The sequence below is a fragment of the Staphylococcus sp. GDY8P119P genome, assembly GCF_017892075.1.
Taxonomy (GTDB): domain Bacteria; phylum Bacillota; class Bacilli; order Staphylococcales; family Staphylococcaceae; genus Staphylococcus; species Staphylococcus ureilyticus.
Window position 1 is genome coordinate 1,053,767 of record NZ_JAESKJ010000006.1, and the last position, 18,608, is coordinate 1,072,374.

Sequence of the window (18,608 nt, forward strand, 5' to 3'; positions counted from 1 at the left end):
ATTCTTATTTTAAGAAACTGTTTTGCTCAATAATACTAATGATGTCATTTGCAGTTTCTTCAATCGCTTTATCAGTTACGTCTATAACAGGACATCCAATTTTTTCAACTAATTCATTGAAATAATTTAATTCTTCTTCAATACGTTGCTCGGTAGCATATCTTGCACTATCACCTAAGCCTAATTGCTTTAATCTTTCTTTTCTGATGCGATTTAATTTATCCTCACTTATCTTTAAGGCAATGCATTTTGAAGTATCAACATTAAATAAATTATCTGGGGGTGTGACTTCTGGCACAATAGGAATATTCATCACCTTATAACTTTTATGTGCAAGATACTGTGAAAGAGGCGTTTTTGAAGTTCTAGATATGCCCAATAGAACGATATCAGCTTTATCTAAACCTTTTGGGTCTTTACCGTCATCGTATTTTACTGCAAATTCTATAGCGTCAATTTTTTTAAAATATGCTTCATCTAATTGGTGCACGAGTCCGGGTTCAAAATATGGTTGCTCATCTATTTTATCTAATAATATATTCATCAATGGGCCCATAATATCTACAGATTTAATTTGAAATTCTTTAATTTTTGCTTCCATATACTTTCTTATTTCTGGTTTAACTAATGTATAAACAACTATCGCTTCAGTATCTTTAGCAACTGAGATTACCTCATCTACGTTTTCTAAAGCTTCTATATACGGATACCTACTAATTTCACTTTCACATTGATTTGGGTTAAATTGTGAAATACATGCTCTTGCTACAAGTTCAGCAGTTTCACCTACTGAGTCAGAAGCAACAATAATTTTAATATTTTCCATTTAATACATACCACCTATTCATTTAGTAAAGAGACAAAAATTTTAGTAATTGTTGTTTTAGAAATACGGCCCTTCACTTCATATTTTCCATTTTCTTTTTTATTCACAATTGGTAAAGAATCAATTTCCTTTTCAATCATTAGGTTTGCAGCAAATATGACACGTTCGTCTTCCAATACAAAGCTTAAATTAGGCATACGAGTCATTATAATATTAACAGGCATAGTATGTATATCCTTACCTATCATCGAAGCACGTAATAAATCCTTCCGAGAACAAACGCCTATAAAATCTCCTTCATTATTTATAACAAATAACGTACTAACATCCTCTAGAAATATAGTACAAATCGCATCGTAAACTGACATTTCACTTTTCACTACTACAGGGTGTGACGCATAATCTTTAACAATATATTGTTTTAATTGATCAGCAATTAATTTATTTTTGGGTTTTCCAGAATAGTAGTAGCCTACGCGTGGGCGTGCTTCTAAAATACCAGACATTGTAAGTATTGCTAAATCTGGTCTCAAGGTCGCTCTTGTAAGACTAAGATGTTCTGCTATATGTTCACCAGTAATAGGTCCATTATTTTTGACAATATCAACAATTTGTTGTTGTCTTTTATTCAGTTCTATAAGACTTCACCCCTTTACTCATTACATTTAATTATACATTGAATTATAAATTGCTACAAATACATATATTTACTTGCTAATAATCAACCAATACATTAAAATTATATTTAAAGCGAGTTAAGGGTGGTGAAAGCTTAACATAACAATTGGCTAAAAATTTAAAAAGAAGTTTCAAAGGCGAGTGTACTCACTAAATTGGGTGGAACCGCGGGTTAATAATATTTTATTAAAAACACATAATTATATGTGATTAAAAATAATTAACTCGTCCCAAGGCAATGATTAAGTTTTTTTCTTTTTCTTTGTCTTGGGGCGTTTTTATGTTAAAAGGAGTGTTTTTTTTGGCAAAAGATATGGAAACAATTGTTCAGTTAGCAAAACACAGAGGATTTGTATTCCCTGGCAGTGATATTTATGGTGGTTTATCAAATACGTGGGACTATGGCCCATTAGGTGTAGAATTAAAAAATAATATTAAAAAAGCATGGTGGCAAAAATTTATCACGCAATCTCCATATAATGTAGGGATTGATGCAGCAATTTTAATGAATCCAAAAACTTGGGAAGCATCTGGTCATTTAGGAAACTTTAACGATCCAATGATAGACAATAAAGATAGTAAAATTCGTTATCGTGCAGATAAAATAATAGAAGACTACATGGCGAATGAAAAAGGAGACGAAAATTTCGTAGCCGATGGTTTAAGTTTCGATGAAATGAAACGTATTATTGATGAAGAAGGTATTGTTTGTCCTATAAGTGGAACTGCTAATTGGACAGATATTCGTCAATTTAACTTAATGTTCAAAACTTTCCAAGGTGTGACGGAAGATTCTACAAATGAAATTTTCCTACGTCCTGAAACTGCGCAAGGTATTTTTGTCAATTACAAAAATGTTCAACGTACAATGCGTAAAAAATTGCCATTCGGGATTGGTCAAATCGGTAAATCATTCCGTAATGAAATTACACCTGGTAACTTCATCTTTAGAACACGTGAATTTGAACAGATGGAATTAGAATTCTTCTGTAAACCTGGTGAAGAAATAGAATGGCAAAATTATTGGAAAACTTTTGCTAGCCAATGGTTAAAAGACTTAAATTTAAGTGAATCGGCAACACGTTTACGTGACCATGATGCAGATGAATTATCCCACTACTCAAATGCAACAACTGATATAGAATATCGTTTCCCATTCGGTTGGGGAGAATTATGGGGTATTGCAAGTAGAACAGATTATGATTTAAAACAACACAGCGAACATTCTGGTGAAGATTTCCAATATCATGATCAAGAAACTGGTGAAAAATACCTTCCATATTGTATTGAACCATCACTTGGTGCAGACCGTGTTACATTAGCATTCCTTTGTGATGCGTATGCTGAAGAAGGTGTTGAAGGTAGTAAGGATTCAAGAACTGTATTACACTTCCACCCTGCATTAGCACCTTATAAAGCTGCTGTTTTACCATTAAGTAAAAAATTATCTGGTGATGCAATTAAAATATTTGAACAATTAAGTGCTAACTTTGCAATTGATTTTGATGAATCACAATCAATTGGTAAACGTTACCGCCGTCAAGATGAAATCGGTACACCATACTGTATAACATTTGACTTTGATTCACTAGAAGATCAACAAGTAACTGTACGTGACAGAGATACGATGGAACAAGTACGTATGCCGATTGCTGAATTAGAAAGTTTCTTAACTGAAAAAGTGAAATTTTAATTTTACTTTTTCAAGTTATACTTTGAAAATAATAGTACAAAATGAAAACGTCAATTTCTATATAATTTATAGAAATTGACGTTTTTTACTTATAAAATTTTATTTCTCATTAATTTTGACTATATTAATTTGAATGATCTAATCTTTGTAATTGATTAATAAGCTTTTGACTTTTGAAATACATACCTGCATATTCACTATATAACATTATCATTAATTGCGACATTTCATTAATAATATCTTGATGTATACTCAAGGCGTTCATTTTACTTATAGGTAAATTTTGTAGCACATCTAATAAGTAAAGCGTTTTATTGGATAGTAGTAAAGCATTTGGATCTTGAGATTTTGCATGATTTGAAATTGCACCATCAAATTTAAAACTATAGCCAATGAGTTTAGCTTGGTCATCATCACCAGTGACTACACAATGATTGAAAATTGCGCTAAACCCAAACTTTGACATTGATTTAATTAATACAATTACCGACATCAACTGTGCGGATACACCACTTTTAATTTTATCTAATACAAAATGTAATAATTCGTAGCTAAACTGTGACAGTTCATCATTATCAATAGATCGATCTATCGTTTCAGTACATAAACTAGCATAACTACTCTCATAAATATCTAATCGAAGATGATAATTTTGATCGATGACATCTACTGAACTTAAAGTTCCCATGCCTTTCCATTTAGAATAAATAAACAAGCCATAAACAAATAATTGCGTATTAGCTTGCAAACCACTCTTGCTCTTTTTGGCACGGCGAACCATAAGTGGAATTTTTGCACCGTATTCATTTAAAATTGTAATAATTTTATCGGATTCGCCATAATCAACCGTTTTAATAATGATACCTTTTTGTTTGATTAACATTTTAGCTCACCGACTCTCAACTTAATCTTGATCTTCTAAATAGCCCATTTGACGAATAAAGTTTACTTTATTTCGCCAATCTTTTTGAACTTTTACCCATAGTTCTAAGTACACTTTAGACCCCAACAAGCCTTCAATATCTTGACGTGCTCTTTTCCCTACTTCTTTAAGTTTTTTACCACCTTTACCAATCACTATTCCTTTTTGTGAATCACGTTCTACAAAAATCGTTGCTTCAATCCTCACACGTTCTTCATCTTCTTTAATCATACGATCAACATTGACGCCTATCGCATGTGGAATTTCTTCATTCGTTAGGTGTAATATTTTTTCACGAATGAGTTCGCTCACTACAAACTGTTCTGGGTGATCAGAAATTTGATTATCCGGATAGTATTTTGGCCCTTCAGGTAAATATGATTTAATAACATTGATAAAATGCTCAACATTTAATCCTTCTAAAGCAGATATAGGGACAATTTCGGTGAAATTCATATATTTTTTATATTTTTCTATTCTTGGCATGAGCTCATCCGGATGGACGAGGTCAATCTTATTTAACACTAAAAACACTGGTGTCTTGACTGATTTCAACATTTCCATTATGTATTCATCGCCTCGACCAATATCTTCATTAACATTAACCATAAACATAATGGCATCAATTTCAGATAGTGTGTTTGTTGCAACACGCATCATATAGTCGCCTAATTTATGTTTAGGTTTGTGTATACCCGGTGTATCTAAAAAAATAATTTGTGCATCTTCTTGAGTCATGACACCTTGAATTTTATTTCTTGTCGTTTGTGCTTTATCAGACATAATAGCAATTTTATGTCCGATGACGCGATTAACAAAGGTAGATTTACCTACATTAGGTCTACCAATTATTGTTACAAATCCTGATTTATGTGCTGTCATTATTTTAAATCCTTTCCAGAAAATCCTAGAGGTAATAAATCACTAACTGTAGATTGAATCATGTCACCTTTGTGATTAGTCATATATACAGGCATTTCGTCATCACAAAGTTCTTTTAAAACCTGTCTACAAGAACCACATGGCGAAGAAGGTGTTTCTGCATCAACGGTTACAGTGATTGATTCAAAATCGCCAGGTCGATATCCATCAGCAATAGCTGCAACCAGACTTGATCTTTCTGCACATATACCTAATGGATAAGCGGCATTTTCTACATTTGCGCCGTGATAAGTTTTACCATCTTTCGTAATTAAGTACGCACCTACTTTAAAATTACTGTATGGCGCATAAGCTTTGCTTTGTGCTGTTCTTACTTCCTTGAAATAATCGGGTTGGTAAGCCATAATTTAACACTCCTATTCAATTTTTAATTATTATAGTATTTTTCCAAACTAAATGTTGCTTAATATATAGATAGATTAAAAATCGTATTTTCTATTTTATAAAATATGGTAAAAAAACAATAAGTCCTATTACCAACGCAATTATCGAAGCAAGCATAACACTAGCAGCTGCAGTGTCTTTAGCTTTCTTTGCAAGTTCATGATATTCATCTGTAATCAAATCCACTACATATTCTAGTGCTGTATTCATGGCTTCAAAAGTTAACACAAATCCTATAGCGATGATGATTAAAAACCATTCAACTATATTTATTTTTAAATAAAAACTCAGTAAAATTGCAAAACATGCAAAAATAATGTGGATTAAAAACTTTTTATCTTTGTTAAAGAGGACCAGTAAACCTTGAAAAGCGTACTTAAAACGTTTCATAACTATCTCTAATCTCTTGGCAATCCATAAGCATTTAAAATTTCATCTTGTCGACCAAACATTACCTTTTCATCAGCTTCATTTATATGATCATAACCCAATAAATGTAAAAAGCCATGAAGCGCGAGAAAACCAAGTTCTCTTTCAAAAGAGTGCCCATATGCATCTGCTTGTGATTGAGCAACTTCAGTGCATATGATAATATCTCCGAGTACTCTTGGTATATCTAACCCACTGATTTCAGGTTCATCTTCCTCTAATGCAAAGGATATTACATCAGTCGCCTTATCTTTATCTCGATACATTTTATTAATTTGTTGAATTTCCACTTTATCTACAAATGTCACAGATAATTCGGCATCATTTTCTATGCCTTCTTGTTCTTTTGCAAAAGAAAGAAGGTCGTCTATTTGCTTAAACCATTTTTTATCGACTAATTCAGTATGATCATTAAAATCTATTGTGAACATTTATTCTTCTCCCTCATAGCGATCAATTATTTTACTTACAAGTGGATGACGCACAACATCGTTTTGGTCTAAATGATGGATACTTAGACCTTTTACATTGTGTAACTTTGCTATTGCTTCTTTAAGACCACTTTTAACACCTTTAGGTAAATCAATCTGTGTCTTATCACCGGTAACAACCATTTTCGATCCAAAACCTAACCTTGTTAAGAACATTTTCATTTGAGCATGTGTAGTGTTTTGTGCTTCATCTAAAATAACAAATGCATCATCAAGCGTTCTCCCTCGCATATATGCTAACGGTGCTATTTCTATAACACCACGCTCGATAAATCTAGCAGTTTGTTCTCTTCCTAAAACGGTATTTAAACCATCATATAATGGACGTAAATAAGGATCAACTTTCTCCTTCAAATCACCAGGTAAGAATCCTAATGATTCCCCAGCTTCTACTGCAGGTCTAGTCAAGACGATACGTTTAACATTACCCTTTCGTAATTGCTTGGCAGCATAAACAACAGCTAAAAATGTTTTCCCAGTACCTGCTGGTCCAACACCAAATACCAAGTCATTATGATACATAGCATTGACGTAAAGTCTTTGCCCCATAGTTTTAGCCCTTATTGTTTTACCAAACGCATCTTTAGTAATTTCGTCCTCATATAAATCTAATAAGTAATGAATCGTACCATTTTTTGCCATTTTAACAGCAGCTTCTACATCTTTGAGCGATATTGTAACGCCTTGCTGTATGACTTTCAATAAATTAATTAGTACTGATTCTGCTTGTTCTACATGCTCAACTTTTTCACCTTTAACGGCTATTTCTTGTCCTCGAGCATGTATTATGACATCAAATCCCTCTTCTATTGATTTTAGATTTTCATCATTGTTACCAATGAGTGCTTGTGCTTCATTGATGTCATCTATTTGAATAATTCCAGGCATATAGTTGCTCCTTTACAAATATATTCGTTTCTATTATTTTATCCTATTAGATTTTAAGTTACAAAAAATAATTATGATGCATGATATGAAATAAGCATTATTATAAAAATAATAATTTGAATAAATCATACTGCAACTTCAATATTATTATATCATGAAATAATCTCATATTATTTCAAAGTGAATTAAAAATTGACATTAATTGTTATTTTTATGTAAAGCAAAGCATTGTGATAGACTGCGTGAAATTTATCAAGCATTAAATACTTTGAAATTAAAAATAACTCAACTCACAAAGTCAAGATTCTAACTTTATAAGTTGAGTTTAAATAAATTTATAATTGTTTTGGTCGTTCTAAAACTTCAGACCAAATAATGCCATTAACAACTTCATCATCTGCAAATCTATATTGAGCATTTGTGCCAGAGCTTTGAACAGAATGCGCATTCATTAACTGTTTTAAACGATAACGCTTAGTTCTCTCTGATAAATATTTATCAGAAATTATATCTCGTGCTTTTTTCTCAGTTCTTTGTATTTTTTTCTCAGTTTCACGATCAATCTCATTACGCACGTCTTCTATTTGACCCATTAAATCAGCTTCAAGCTCTTTTTGAAGTTTATCATCTTGTTGCTTTTGCTCACGTTTTACTTTTTCAGCTTCTGTTTCATTATGTTTAGGAGCTGATGATGATTCTTGTTGAGGTGTCTCAGTTTCCATCTTTTCAGCTCGTGTCTCAGCAGGTTTATTCTGCTTTGGTGTATGTTCTTCTTGAGAAAAAGGACCATCATTAAATTGTTTTTCTAACTCAGAAAATGTTTTACCGATTTCTTCAAGGAAACCACGTTTTTGTGGTGGTGCTTCAGATTGATTTGGCTGTTTGTTAGATGGCGGTTGTTGTTTTTTTCGTTTTTTATGACTATCATCGTTAATAGCTCCAATTATTGTAAAAATGACAGATACTACAAAGATAATAATACCTATATTCATTTAATCACCCCTATTTATTATTCCGGTGATTCATCATCTTCTTTTTTTGTACGTTGGTTAATAGAATTTCTCATACCAGTATCTGCTTCAACATTTTTCAGATTATAATAATCTTTCACACCAAGATTTCCTGAACGCAATGCTTCGGCCATAGCTAGTGGAACTTCTGCTTCCGCTTCAACAACTTTAGAGCGCATTTCTTGTACTTTTGCTTTCATTTCTTGTTCTTGTGCTACTGCCATTGCACGACGTTCTTCGGCTTTTGCTTGTGCGATATTTTTATCAGCAAGCGCTTGCTCAGTTTGTAAGTCTGCACCGATGTTTTTGCTAATGTCTACGTCTGCAATATCAATCGATAGGATTTCGAAAGCTGTGCCTGAATCTAAACCTTTACTTAAAACTGTTTTAGAAATATTATCAGGGTTTTCAAGCACTTGTGTGTGATGTTCACTAGAACCAATTGTAGATACAATACCTTCACCAACACGTGCAATAATTGTTTCTTCTCCAGCACCACCGACCAATCTTGCAATATTTGCGCGTACTGTAATTCTTGCTTTTGCTTTAACTTCGATACCATTCATAGCTACACCAGCGATAAATGGTGTCTCAATTACTTTAGGGTTTACAGACATTTGAACAGCTTCTAACACATCACGGCCAGCTAAGTCTATAGCTGCACCACGCTCAAATGGTAAATTAATATCTGCTCTTTGTGCAGCGATATTTGCATCAACAACACGATCAACATTACCACCTGCTAAATAATGTGATTCAAGTTGATTTGTTGTCAAGTTTAATCCTGCTTTATGAGCTTTAATTAAAGGTGATATTACTTTACGTGGAGAAACTCTACGTAATCTCATTCCTACTAGGGTACCAATGCCTACTTTTACACCCGCTGCGATTGCTGAAATCCACAATCCAACAGGTACAAATGAAAATAATAACAATAATGCAATTACGACTATAACTGCTATAATTAAAATTCCAATCATACTCATTCTCCTTTATGTTTCTATTTCTCTCACAACAACTCGGGTACCTTCAACTTCAAGAATAGTTACTTTTTTATTGCGTAATATAAAAGAACCGTCTGAAACTGCATCGATACGTTCATCGTTATAAATAATAATTCCTGCTGGTCTTAAATCTGTAGATGTAACTGCAACTTCTCCAACTAAATGAGAGCGATCTTCATGTGATGTATAACCTGCTTCTGCATTTGTAGAATCCTTCAATACAACTTTATCTAAAAACGGTATTTTACGTTTGAAAAATTTCACAAGTATCACCCACTCTATGATTGATAATATTAAGGCAACGACAACATTAGCAATCATGTACACTAAATTGTCACCTAAAGTAACAATACTAAAAACGATTAATGCCATACCTATAATACCTATAATTGCACCTACTACAAATAATTCAATAATGACGAATATCACACCAATAGCAAATAAGACAACTGAATAAAAGTTAACATCGCCTTTTATAAAAAATCCTAAAAAGAAGATGAATAACGCTAATGTTGATATAATTCCGATAATATTTATCCTATTTGAATATAACTGATACAAAAAGCCTAAGAAGATAATACAAGTTAATATCAAAGCACCTATTGGACTAACAATAAAGTTAGAAACGTTGTCTATCCAGTTTCCGTTTTCAACAAGTCTAGTTGAAAAGATTGTATGTATATTGCTTATCGAAGGAATCACTATATCACCTCACTCTCAATTTAATTATACATGAAATAAATATATGATTATACCGTTTACACAATAAAATTCATAATGTTATTCATTTTTAATTAAATGCTAGAAATACAAATATAGTCTTTTTCAATCTACTGTAAAAGAAGTAAACATTAATATTTGTTCATAATGTAAATGTGGTTGTTTTCTTAAATATGTATCATGTTATTTCAATGTTTATGACATCATTGTATAGGGAGAAGGATTATAGATAGTCACTTTCTTAACATATAAAAATAATAGCCTTAGCTGAATAAACAACTAAGGCTATTATGGTTTATAATTAATGTTGGTGTTGAGGGAGTCAACGAAACAATTAATTATTTGAATTTACGTTTACGTGCAGCTTCTGATTTCTTTTTACGTTTAACGCTAGGTTTTTCGTAAAATTCACGTTTACGTACTTCTTGAATTGTACCGCTTTTAGAAACTGTACGTTTGAAACGACGTAACGCATCTTCAAGTGATTCGTTCTTTTTGACTACTGTTTTAGACATGTGTATTTCCCTCCCTCCAAATATCAACGAAACTTTATAATCATTACACGGTAATTACCATGTATTAATTAGTATAATATATCTGATTAATGTGGTCAATTAGTAAAATTTTAATTTCATGATTCATTTTACACCATCAAAAGATGTTTGCAGTTAAATCATTGTTCATTAAAATTTAAACAGTAATTGAATGTTCTGTTGTATTGGTAGCATGATCCACTACTCTTAGTAACTCCCCATGATTGATTGGGTAATCAGGTTGAGTAATTTTAATTTTTACAAGCTCGCCAATCAGTGATTCATCACCTTCAAATTGAACTTTCATATAATTATCCGCAAAACCTATTAAAGTCCCTTGCTCACTGCCAACTTCTTCTGGAATGACTTCAAGTACCTCTTGGTCAAATTTAGATGCATATGATTTAGCCAGTTGATCACTTAAATGAATTAAACGATGTACACGTTCATTTTTAATATTTTCGTCCACTTGGTCATCCATTCTTGCAGCTGGTGTACCAATTCTAGAAGAATACGGAAATACATGTAGTTCTGAAAATTGATGTTCAACAATAAAATCATATGTTTCTTGGAATTCTTCTTCTGTTTCACCTGGGAAGCCAACAATGACATCACTTGTAACTGCCAATCCAGGTAGCGCTTCATGTAAACGCGTCAATCGCTCTGAAAAATGAGCCATAGTATATTTTCTTCTCATTCTCTTCAATACTGAATCAGATCCAGATTGTAAAGGAATATGCAGATGACGCACAACTTTGTTTGACTGTTCAATTACACTAATGACTTCATCCGTTAATTGACTGGCTTCAATTGATGAAATTCTGATACGTTCTAATCCATCTATCGTTTCTAAATCACGTAGTAATTGTGCTAAATTATAATTCTTTAAATCCTGGCCATATCCACCTGTATGGATACCAGTTAAAACAATTTCTTTATATCCTGAATTTACAAGTGTTGTTGCTTGTTCTATCACTTTTTCAGGATCTCTGGAACGCATTAATCCACGTGCCCAAGGAATAATACAGAAAGTACAAAAATTATTACATCCTTCTTGTATCTTCAATGAAGCTCTTGTTCTGTCTGTAAAGTATGGAACCTCTAATTCTTCATATGTACGATTTTTCATGATGTTTCCTACACCATTGATTGGTTGTCTTTCTTTTTTAAACTCATTGATATAACCGATTAACTTCGTTCGACCTTGTGTGCCGACCACTATATCTACACCAGGTATTTCCATAATTTCAGCAGGAGATGTTTGTGCATAACAACCTGTAACACATACAACTGCGTCTGGATTTTGTCTTATAGCACGTCTGATAACTTGTCTACTTTTTTTATCACCTGTATTCGTAACCGTACATGTATTGATAACAAATACATCAGCATTTGTTTCAAAGTCAACACGCTCGTATTCTGCTTCTTTAAATAATTGCCAAATTGCTTCGGTTTCATAATGATTCACTTTACATCCTAATGTATGAAATGCAACCGTTGACATAAATATCACCCCAATAAATCTTTTTGAAAGCTTACAGCACTTAATGTGTATAAAGGTGCAGTTTCAGCTCTTAATATCCTAGGACCTAGACCGACTTGATATGCTGAACTTCCAAATAACTTAATTTCTGATTCAGACAAACCACCTTCTGGTCCAAAAATGATTAACACACGATCACCAGGTTCAAATTTTTGAACAACTGCTTTAAAAGTACTTTTTTCCCCACACTTAGCAGATTCTTCATAAGCAATCAATACATAATCATATTCATCAATAATATCATAGATTTCCTTTAAATTCGACTTATACTCTATCTCTGGAATAATTAGCCTATAACTTTGTTCAGCAGCTTCTTTTATAATCTTTTGCCAACGTTCTAATTTTTTAGTTACTTTATTTTCATTAAGTTTTACAACTGACCTTTGCATACCAACAGCAATAAATTGGCTTGCGCCTAACTCTGTTGATTTTTGTATCATCCATTCATACTTATCTGCTTTAATTAAACCACTGCAAATTGTTACATGTTGTGGTAACTCTGTATTGATATCCATTTTTTCTAATAATACAATTTCGATTTGATCCATAGTTATATTTTCAATTTTACATTTATAAACTTTTTGATCTGAAAAAGTAATAATAATTTGATCGTCATTTTGATATCGCATTACATTTGTAATGTGATGTATATCACTTTGATCAGTAATAAAAAAACGCTGATTTACATCAGCGTTTTGGTCAATAAAATATCTCTGCATTGCTTAATCGCTCACTTTCTGTCCAACGATACATACCCAACCGTTTTCATGATTAATAGAAATGATTTTAAACCCAACACGCTTCATCTGTGCTAAAATTGTTTCATGCTTTTCTGTTATAATACCAGAAGTTATAAAATAACCATCTTTATTTAAAGTATTATAAGCATCTTCAATCATTTCTTCAATAATATGAGCTAAAATATTCGCAATAACGACATCAAATTTTTCAGTTTCTTCTGTTAGTAAATTACCTGGCACAGCTTCAATTGCTTTAACACAATTATTTTTTTCGAAGTTTTCCTTCGCAACTTTAATAGCCATTTCATCTACATCAATCGCTTTTATGCGTTCTACTCCTAATAAATATGATGCAATGCTAAGTATACCTGAACCTGTACCAACATCAATCACTGAATCATCTGGCTTTACAAAGTGTTCAATCGCTTTCAAACACATGCTAGTGGTTGGGTGGTCTCCTGTACCAAAAGCCATTCCCGGATCCAATTCAATACACATTTCTGCTTCGTCTTCTTTTTGATAGGTTTCCCAACTTGGAACAATCGTAAATTTTTCAGAAGCTCTAAAAGGATGAAAATAATTTTTCCATTCATTTTCCCAGTCATGTTCTTGAATCGTTTGTTGTTGATATTCAAATATGTTTGTATCCAAAGATTCAATGCTTTTAATTTCATGAATCAGATCTTTTTTAAAGTCTTGAGTATATTTCATTTCATTAAAATAAGCTTTAACCCTTACGCCGTTAACTGGGTAATCATCAGGGTTTAACTCATAAATTTCACCAAACTTATCAGCAAAACCATTTTGAAGATCTAATGAATCTTCGATAACAACCCCGTTTGACCCGAATTCTTCTAAAATATTAGAAATAATAGGTATCGTATCATGATTTGCAGTGATTGATATTTCAGTCCAGTTCATTTTTTTTATTCTCCTTTAAAGAATCTTTTTGCTTTGTCCTTAAAATTTGATGGTTGTTCAGTTAATGATTCACCATCAATATCAGCAAATTCTCTTAACAATTCTTTTTGACGTTCATTTATCTTAGTAGGTGTAACAACTTTTACATTGATAAACAAGTCACCATAACCATATCCATGAACATTTTTGACGCCTTTTTCTTTAAGACGGAATTGTTTACCTGATTGTGTTCCGCCAGGAATTGTTAACATTACATGACCTTTTAAGGTTGGAACCTTGACTTCATCACCAAGCGTTGCTTGCGCAATACTAATATCTTGTGAAAAGTAAATATCGTCGCCGTCTCTTTCAAAAGTTTCAGATGGTTTAACTCTAAATACAACGTATAAATCACCTTGTGGTCCACCGTTTTCTCCTGGTGCACCTTCACCTGCTAATCTTATTTGTTGTTCATTATCTACACCTTCAGGTACTGTCACATTAATTTTAACTGTTTTATTTTCAGTACCTTTACCATGACATGTTGGACAAGGTTCTTCAAATTCTTGACCAGAACCACTACATACTGGACAAACTTTTTCAGTTCTAACTCTACCTAAAATCGTATTTTGTTCTACTGCAACATGTCCTGAACCATTACAGTAATGACACGTTTTTTTCTTAGTACCCGGTTTAGCACCTTCGCCATCACAGGTATGACAAGTTACATCTTTGCGAATTGAAATTTCTTTGTTTGTACCGAATACGGCTTCTTCAAAGGTAACAGTCATTGTATATTGTAGGTCATCACCTTTTCTAGGTGCATTTGGGTCTCTTTGACGTCCACCACCAAAGAATGAACTGAATATATCTTCGAAACCACCACCGAAACCGCTAAAGTCTTGACCACCAAATCCTTGGCCGCCAAAACCACCTTGTGGTCCATCATGACCAAATTGATCATAATTTGCACGTTTGTTTTCATCACTCAATGTTTCATATGCTTCTGAGATTTCTTTAAATTTTTCGTCTGCGCCTTCTTCTTTATTGATGTCAGGATGATATTTTTTTGATAATTTACGGTAAGCCTTTTTTATTTCATCTTTAGAAGCGTCTTTACTGACACCTAAGATATCATAATAATCTCTTTTGGCCACTTTTATCTCTCCTTTTACGATGGATTAAATTACTTATTAAAAAGGAAAAAGTCAAAGCCAATGTTCAATTGACTTTGACTTAATTTGGCTAAGCAATTGTGTCATATTTTGCTTTTAATAGCAATTAATAACTAAACTTATTTTTTATCGTCTTTGTTATCGTCTTCGTTCACTTCTGTGAAATCAGCATCTTCAACATTGCTATCATCTGAACCATTTGCTTGTTCACCTTGTGCTTGTTGTTGTGCTTGAGCAGCTTGTTCGTAAACTTTAGCAGATAAGTCTTGAACTACTTTTTCTAATTCTTCTTTTTTAGCTTTAATATCATCAATATCTTCGCCTTCAAGCGCAGATTTTAAAGCTTCTTTTTTCTCTTCTGCATTATTTTTATCATCTTCACTGATGTTTTCACCTAAATCAGTAATTGTTTTTTCAACTTGGAATACTAAGCTATCTGCTTCGTTTCTTAAATCACTTTCTTCACGACGTTGTTTATCTGCTTCAGCATTTTCCTCAGCATCTTTAACCATACGATCGATTTCTTCGTCAGAAAGTGAAGAGCTTGATTGAATAGTGATATTTTGCTCTTTATTAGTACCTAAATCTTTTGCAGTAACATTAACGATACCATTTTTATCGATATCAAAAGTTACTTCGATTTGTGGTACGCCACGTGGAGCTGGTGGAATATCAGTCAATTGGAATCTGCCAAGTGTTTTGTTGTCAGAAGCCATTGGGCGTTCACCTTGTAATACGTGAATATCAACTGCTGGTTGATTATCTGCTGCTGTTGAATACACTTGTGATTTAGATGTCGGAATAGTAGTATTTCTTTCAATCAATGTATTCATACGTCCACCCATAATCTCAATACCTAATGATAGAGGTGTTACGTCTAATAATACTACATCCTTAACGTCACCAGTGATAACGCCACCTTGGATAGCAGCACCCATTGCTACTACTTCGTCTGGGTTAACACCTTTGTGAGGATCTTTACCCACTTCTTTTTTCACAGCTTCTTGAACAGCAGGGATTCTTGTTGAACCACCAACTAAAATAACTTCATCGATATCAGAACTACTAATACCAGCATCTTTCATAGCTTGACGCGTTGGTTCCATTGTTCTTCTGATTAATGAATCAGCTAATTCTTCAAATTTTGAACGTGTTAAACTTAATTCTAAGTGCAATGGACCATTTTCACCTGCAGAAATAAATGGTAATGAGATTTGTGTTTGAGAAACACCTGATAAATCTTTTTTAGCTTTTTCAGCTGCATCTTTTAGGCGTTGTAATGCCATTTTATCTTGTGATAAATCTACGCCATTTTCTTTTTTAAATTCTGCTACTAAATAATCGATAATAACTTGGTCAAAGTCATCTCCACCTAGTTTATTATCACCTGCAGTAGAAAGTACTTCAAATACACCGTCACCTAATTCAAGAATAGATACGTCGAATGTACCGCCACCTAAGTCAAATACTAGGACTTTTTGGTCTTGTTCAGTTTTATCTAAACCATAAGCTAATGCTGCTGCTGTTGGTTCGTTAATGATACGTTCAACTTCTAAGCCAGCTATTTTACCAGCATCTTTTGTAGCTTGACGTTCACTGTCATTAAAGTATGCAGGAACAGTGATAACTGCTTTTTCTACTTTTTCACCTAAATAATCTTCTGCTGTACTTTTAAGGTTTTGTAATACCATCGCAGATATTTCTTGTGGTGTATATGATTTACCTTCTACATCTACTTTATGTTCAGTACCCATATGACGTTTGATAGATTGAATCGTATTAGGGTTAGTAATTGCTTGACGCTTAGCAACTTCACCTACTTGAGTTTCACCATTTTTAAATGCAACAACAGATGGTGTTGTTCTAGCACCTTCTGGATTTTGAACAACTTTTGGTTCGTCACCTTCTAAAATTGCTACACATGAATTTGTTGTACCTAAGTCAATACCTATTACTTTACTCATAACTAAATTCCTCCTGTTTGTTTTGAAAATTTGGTATTTTCATCAATATAACTATTGATTTACTTTAACCATTGAAGGTCTTAAAACACGTTCCTTCAATTTATAACCAGTTTGTAGTTCTTGAGTGACCTGACCTGATTCATAATCAGGATTGTCGTCTTGTACTACAGCTTGATGTATATTTGGATCAAACTGTTGACCTTCAGCCTCAATTTTTTCTAAACCGTTATTTTTCAATGCGTTCAGTAAGCTTTCATAAACCATTTCCACACCTTTTTGTAATGATTTAAATTGCTCATCTTCGCCTTCGATTTGTAAAGCTCGTTCTATATTGTCTATAGTCGGTAAAATGTCATTTAAAACATCCTGAGCTTTATATGCTTTCATCGTTTGATTTTCTTTTTGGATTCTACGCTTATAATTTTCAAATTCTGCGTATAATCTTAAATATTTTTCTTCTTCTTCTTGAACATTATTTTTTAATTGTTGAATTTCTTCATCTTTAGGATCGATATCTGCCTCAGTATCTTCAGAATTTTCTTCTTGCAGATTATCTTGTGATTCATTATTCATTTCATCAGCATCTTCAACTGAAGTAGTTTGGTCGTTCTGTGATTCTTGATTAATATCTTCAGTTTTTTCGTTTTCATCGAATACTGATTCATTTTTTTCTGTCATTTTCTGCCCTCCAATACAATTCTTAATTACCAAATCGTATTTAGTAATTGTATTACATTCTGATAGTTCATTGCCGTTGGTCCGATAACCGCAATTTGACCTTTAAGTCTATCATCAATATGATATTCTGTAGTGACGATAGAAATATCGCTCAAGCTTGATTCGATTTCCTGTCCAATTTTAACATTAATTGATGAATTTGACATTTCATCAAGTAGCTGAGTAATTTTGTTTGATTCAATATACTGCAAGATAGGTTGAATAGAAGAAACATTTGATTCATTAAGTGCATCAATTAGTTTAACCTTTCCACCCATGTAAATGCCATTACTTTGATTATCAAAATGAACATCTATCGTATCTAACATTTCTTTTATAAAGTCTTTTTCAAAATCCGACTTCGCAAAAGCATTAAGTTCATTTTCTAAGCGTTGTTGATTTAATGCATTGTATCTTGCAGTCACAAAGTTAGCTATTTTAGTCAATTCATCACTCGATAAACGTGCTTTGGATACTAAATGTAAATGCTCAACATGGCCAGAAGTAAAAACAACAACCATGATTACTAAATATGCATTCGCTCGAATCAAGTGAATGTTATTAATAATATCTTTTTTGTGATTTGGACGCATTACCAACGTTGTATACTGAGAAGCGATTGAAAGTTCATTTGCGAACTCACTCAAAGCTGAGGAGATATCATAATGATTTTCAACCAGTAAGTCTCTTAAACGTTGTATTTTTTTGTGTTGTTGATGAGATGTTTGTTGCAATAATTGATTCACATAATATCTGATGCCTGACTCTGACGGCGAACGTCCTGATGAAGTATGTGTCTTCTCTATTAACTGTAGTTCTTCTAGTTGTTTCATTTCATTTCTAATAGTAGCAGGACTAACATTTAAATTATGTCTTTCAATCAGTGTTTTGGAACCAATCGGTTGACCTAAATCAACATAATCTTCAACAATTGCATTTAAAATGCTCAATTGTCTATCACTAATCATGTTTTCACCTCATTAGCACTCTTTTGTTTCAAGTGCTAATTATAATTTATCAAATTGGTCAAAGTAAGTCAATGTTAAAGC

General features: G+C 32.8%; 20 protein-coding genes. 1 reads left to right on the top strand and 19 read right to left on the bottom strand.

From position 1 onward, the window contains the following. Positions 1–4 precede the first annotated feature (4 nt). Entirely contained in the window at positions 5–826 is an 822-nt protein-coding gene (locus tag KA830_RS09170; RefSeq protein ID WP_046208151.1) for a pyruvate, water dikinase regulatory protein, read from the bottom strand. A gap of 14 nt (positions 827–840) precedes the next feature. Then, the gene (gene ccpN / locus KA830_RS09175; protein WP_075100076.1) at positions 841–1,464 is read right to left on the bottom strand and encodes a transcriptional regulator CcpN; all 624 of its coding nucleotides are present in this window, start codon (positions 1,462–1,464) and stop codon (positions 841–843) included. Between the two features lie 341 nt (positions 1,465–1,805). Between ccpN and KA830_RS09180 the strand changes: the two genes are divergently transcribed. Then, a complete protein-coding gene (locus KA830_RS09180; RefSeq protein WP_210134196.1) occupies positions 1,806–3,197 on the top strand; it encodes a glycine--tRNA ligase in 1,392 nt (463 codons plus the stop codon). A 124-nt stretch (positions 3,198–3,321) separates the two neighbouring features. Here the strand turns inward: KA830_RS09180 and recO are convergent, their stop codons facing one another. The 17 genes from recO to hrcA all read right to left on the bottom strand — a co-directional run bounded on the left by recO (position 3,322) and on the right by hrcA (position 18,527). After that, a complete protein-coding gene (recO, locus tag KA830_RS09185) occupies positions 3,322–4,080 on the bottom strand; it encodes a DNA repair protein RecO (RefSeq protein ID WP_046208150.1) in 759 nt (252 codons plus the stop codon). A gap of 21 nt (positions 4,081–4,101) precedes the next feature. Then, positions 4,102–5,001 carry a GTPase Era gene (gene era, locus KA830_RS09190; RefSeq protein ID WP_046208149.1) on the bottom strand — a complete coding sequence of 300 codons (900 nt, stop codon included), beginning with the start codon at positions 4,999–5,001 and terminating at the stop codon, positions 4,102–4,104. After that, positions 5,001–5,405: a cytidine deaminase gene (cdd, locus tag KA830_RS09195; protein WP_046208148.1), complete on the bottom strand. Its 405-nt coding sequence runs from the start codon at positions 5,403–5,405 to the stop codon at positions 5,001–5,003. The genes era and cdd overlap by 1 nt, the downstream gene beginning before the upstream one ends. Positions 5,406–5,496: 91 nt before the next feature. Next, on the bottom strand, positions 5,497–5,835 hold the full coding sequence (locus tag KA830_RS09200; RefSeq protein ID WP_070039382.1) for a diacylglycerol kinase family protein: 339 nt from the start codon (positions 5,833–5,835) through the stop codon (positions 5,497–5,499). Between the two features lie 8 nt (positions 5,836–5,843). Then, positions 5,844–6,305, bottom strand: a complete 462-nt coding sequence (gene ybeY, locus KA830_RS09205) for an rRNA maturation RNase YbeY (protein WP_070039383.1) — start codon at positions 6,303–6,305, stop codon at positions 5,844–5,846. Next, complete coding sequence (locus KA830_RS09210) at positions 6,306–7,253, bottom strand: PhoH family protein (RefSeq protein WP_046208145.1); 948 nt, start codon at positions 7,251–7,253, stop codon at positions 6,306–6,308. A 335-nt stretch (positions 7,254–7,588) separates the two neighbouring features. Then, positions 7,589–8,245, bottom strand: a complete 657-nt coding sequence (locus KA830_RS09215; RefSeq protein ID WP_064208894.1) for a hypothetical protein — start codon at positions 8,243–8,245, stop codon at positions 7,589–7,591. Positions 8,246–8,262: 17 nt separating this feature from the next. Continuing rightward, entirely contained in the window at positions 8,263–9,249 is a 987-nt protein-coding gene (gene floA / locus KA830_RS09220) for a flotillin-like protein FloA (RefSeq protein ID WP_026034799.1), read from the bottom strand. Positions 9,250–9,255: 6 nt separating this feature from the next. Next, a complete protein-coding gene (locus KA830_RS09225; protein ID WP_371090943.1) occupies positions 9,256–9,948 on the bottom strand; it encodes an NfeD family protein in 693 nt (230 codons plus the stop codon). A 377-nt stretch (positions 9,949–10,325) separates the two neighbouring features. Next, the gene (rpsU, locus tag KA830_RS09230; RefSeq protein ID WP_002483157.1) at positions 10,326–10,502 is read right to left on the bottom strand and encodes a 30S ribosomal protein S21; all 177 of its coding nucleotides are present in this window, start codon (positions 10,500–10,502) and stop codon (positions 10,326–10,328) included. Positions 10,503–10,677: 175 nt separating this feature from the next. Further along, positions 10,678–12,024, bottom strand: coding sequence for a tRNA (N(6)-L-threonylcarbamoyladenosine(37)-C(2))-methylthiotransferase MtaB (gene mtaB / locus KA830_RS09235; protein ID WP_204180122.1), 1,347 nt, complete (start codon positions 12,022–12,024; stop codon positions 10,678–10,680). Positions 12,025–12,029: 5 nt separating this feature from the next. After that, a complete protein-coding gene (locus KA830_RS09240) occupies positions 12,030–12,782 on the bottom strand; it encodes a 16S rRNA (uracil(1498)-N(3))-methyltransferase (protein WP_192945958.1) in 753 nt (250 codons plus the stop codon). 3 nt (positions 12,783–12,785) lie between these two features. After that, positions 12,786–13,724: a 50S ribosomal protein L11 methyltransferase gene (prmA, locus tag KA830_RS09245; protein WP_046208139.1), complete on the bottom strand. Its 939-nt coding sequence runs from the start codon at positions 13,722–13,724 to the stop codon at positions 12,786–12,788. Between the two features lie 5 nt (positions 13,725–13,729). Next, the gene (dnaJ, locus tag KA830_RS09250; protein WP_046208138.1) at positions 13,730–14,860 is read right to left on the bottom strand and encodes a molecular chaperone DnaJ; all 1,131 of its coding nucleotides are present in this window, start codon (positions 14,858–14,860) and stop codon (positions 13,730–13,732) included. Positions 14,861–14,997: 137 nt separating this feature from the next. After that, entirely contained in the window at positions 14,998–16,842 is a 1,845-nt protein-coding gene (gene dnaK / locus KA830_RS09255; RefSeq protein WP_046208137.1) for a molecular chaperone DnaK, read from the bottom strand. A gap of 51 nt (positions 16,843–16,893) precedes the next feature. Then, positions 16,894–17,520, bottom strand: coding sequence for a nucleotide exchange factor GrpE (gene grpE, locus KA830_RS09260; RefSeq protein ID WP_064208889.1), 627 nt, complete (start codon positions 17,518–17,520; stop codon positions 16,894–16,896). Positions 17,521–17,546: 26 nt separating this feature from the next. Continuing rightward, positions 17,547–18,527, bottom strand: a complete 981-nt coding sequence (hrcA, locus tag KA830_RS09265; protein ID WP_046208135.1) for a heat-inducible transcriptional repressor HrcA — start codon at positions 18,525–18,527, stop codon at positions 17,547–17,549. Positions 18,528–18,608 lie beyond the last annotated feature (81 nt).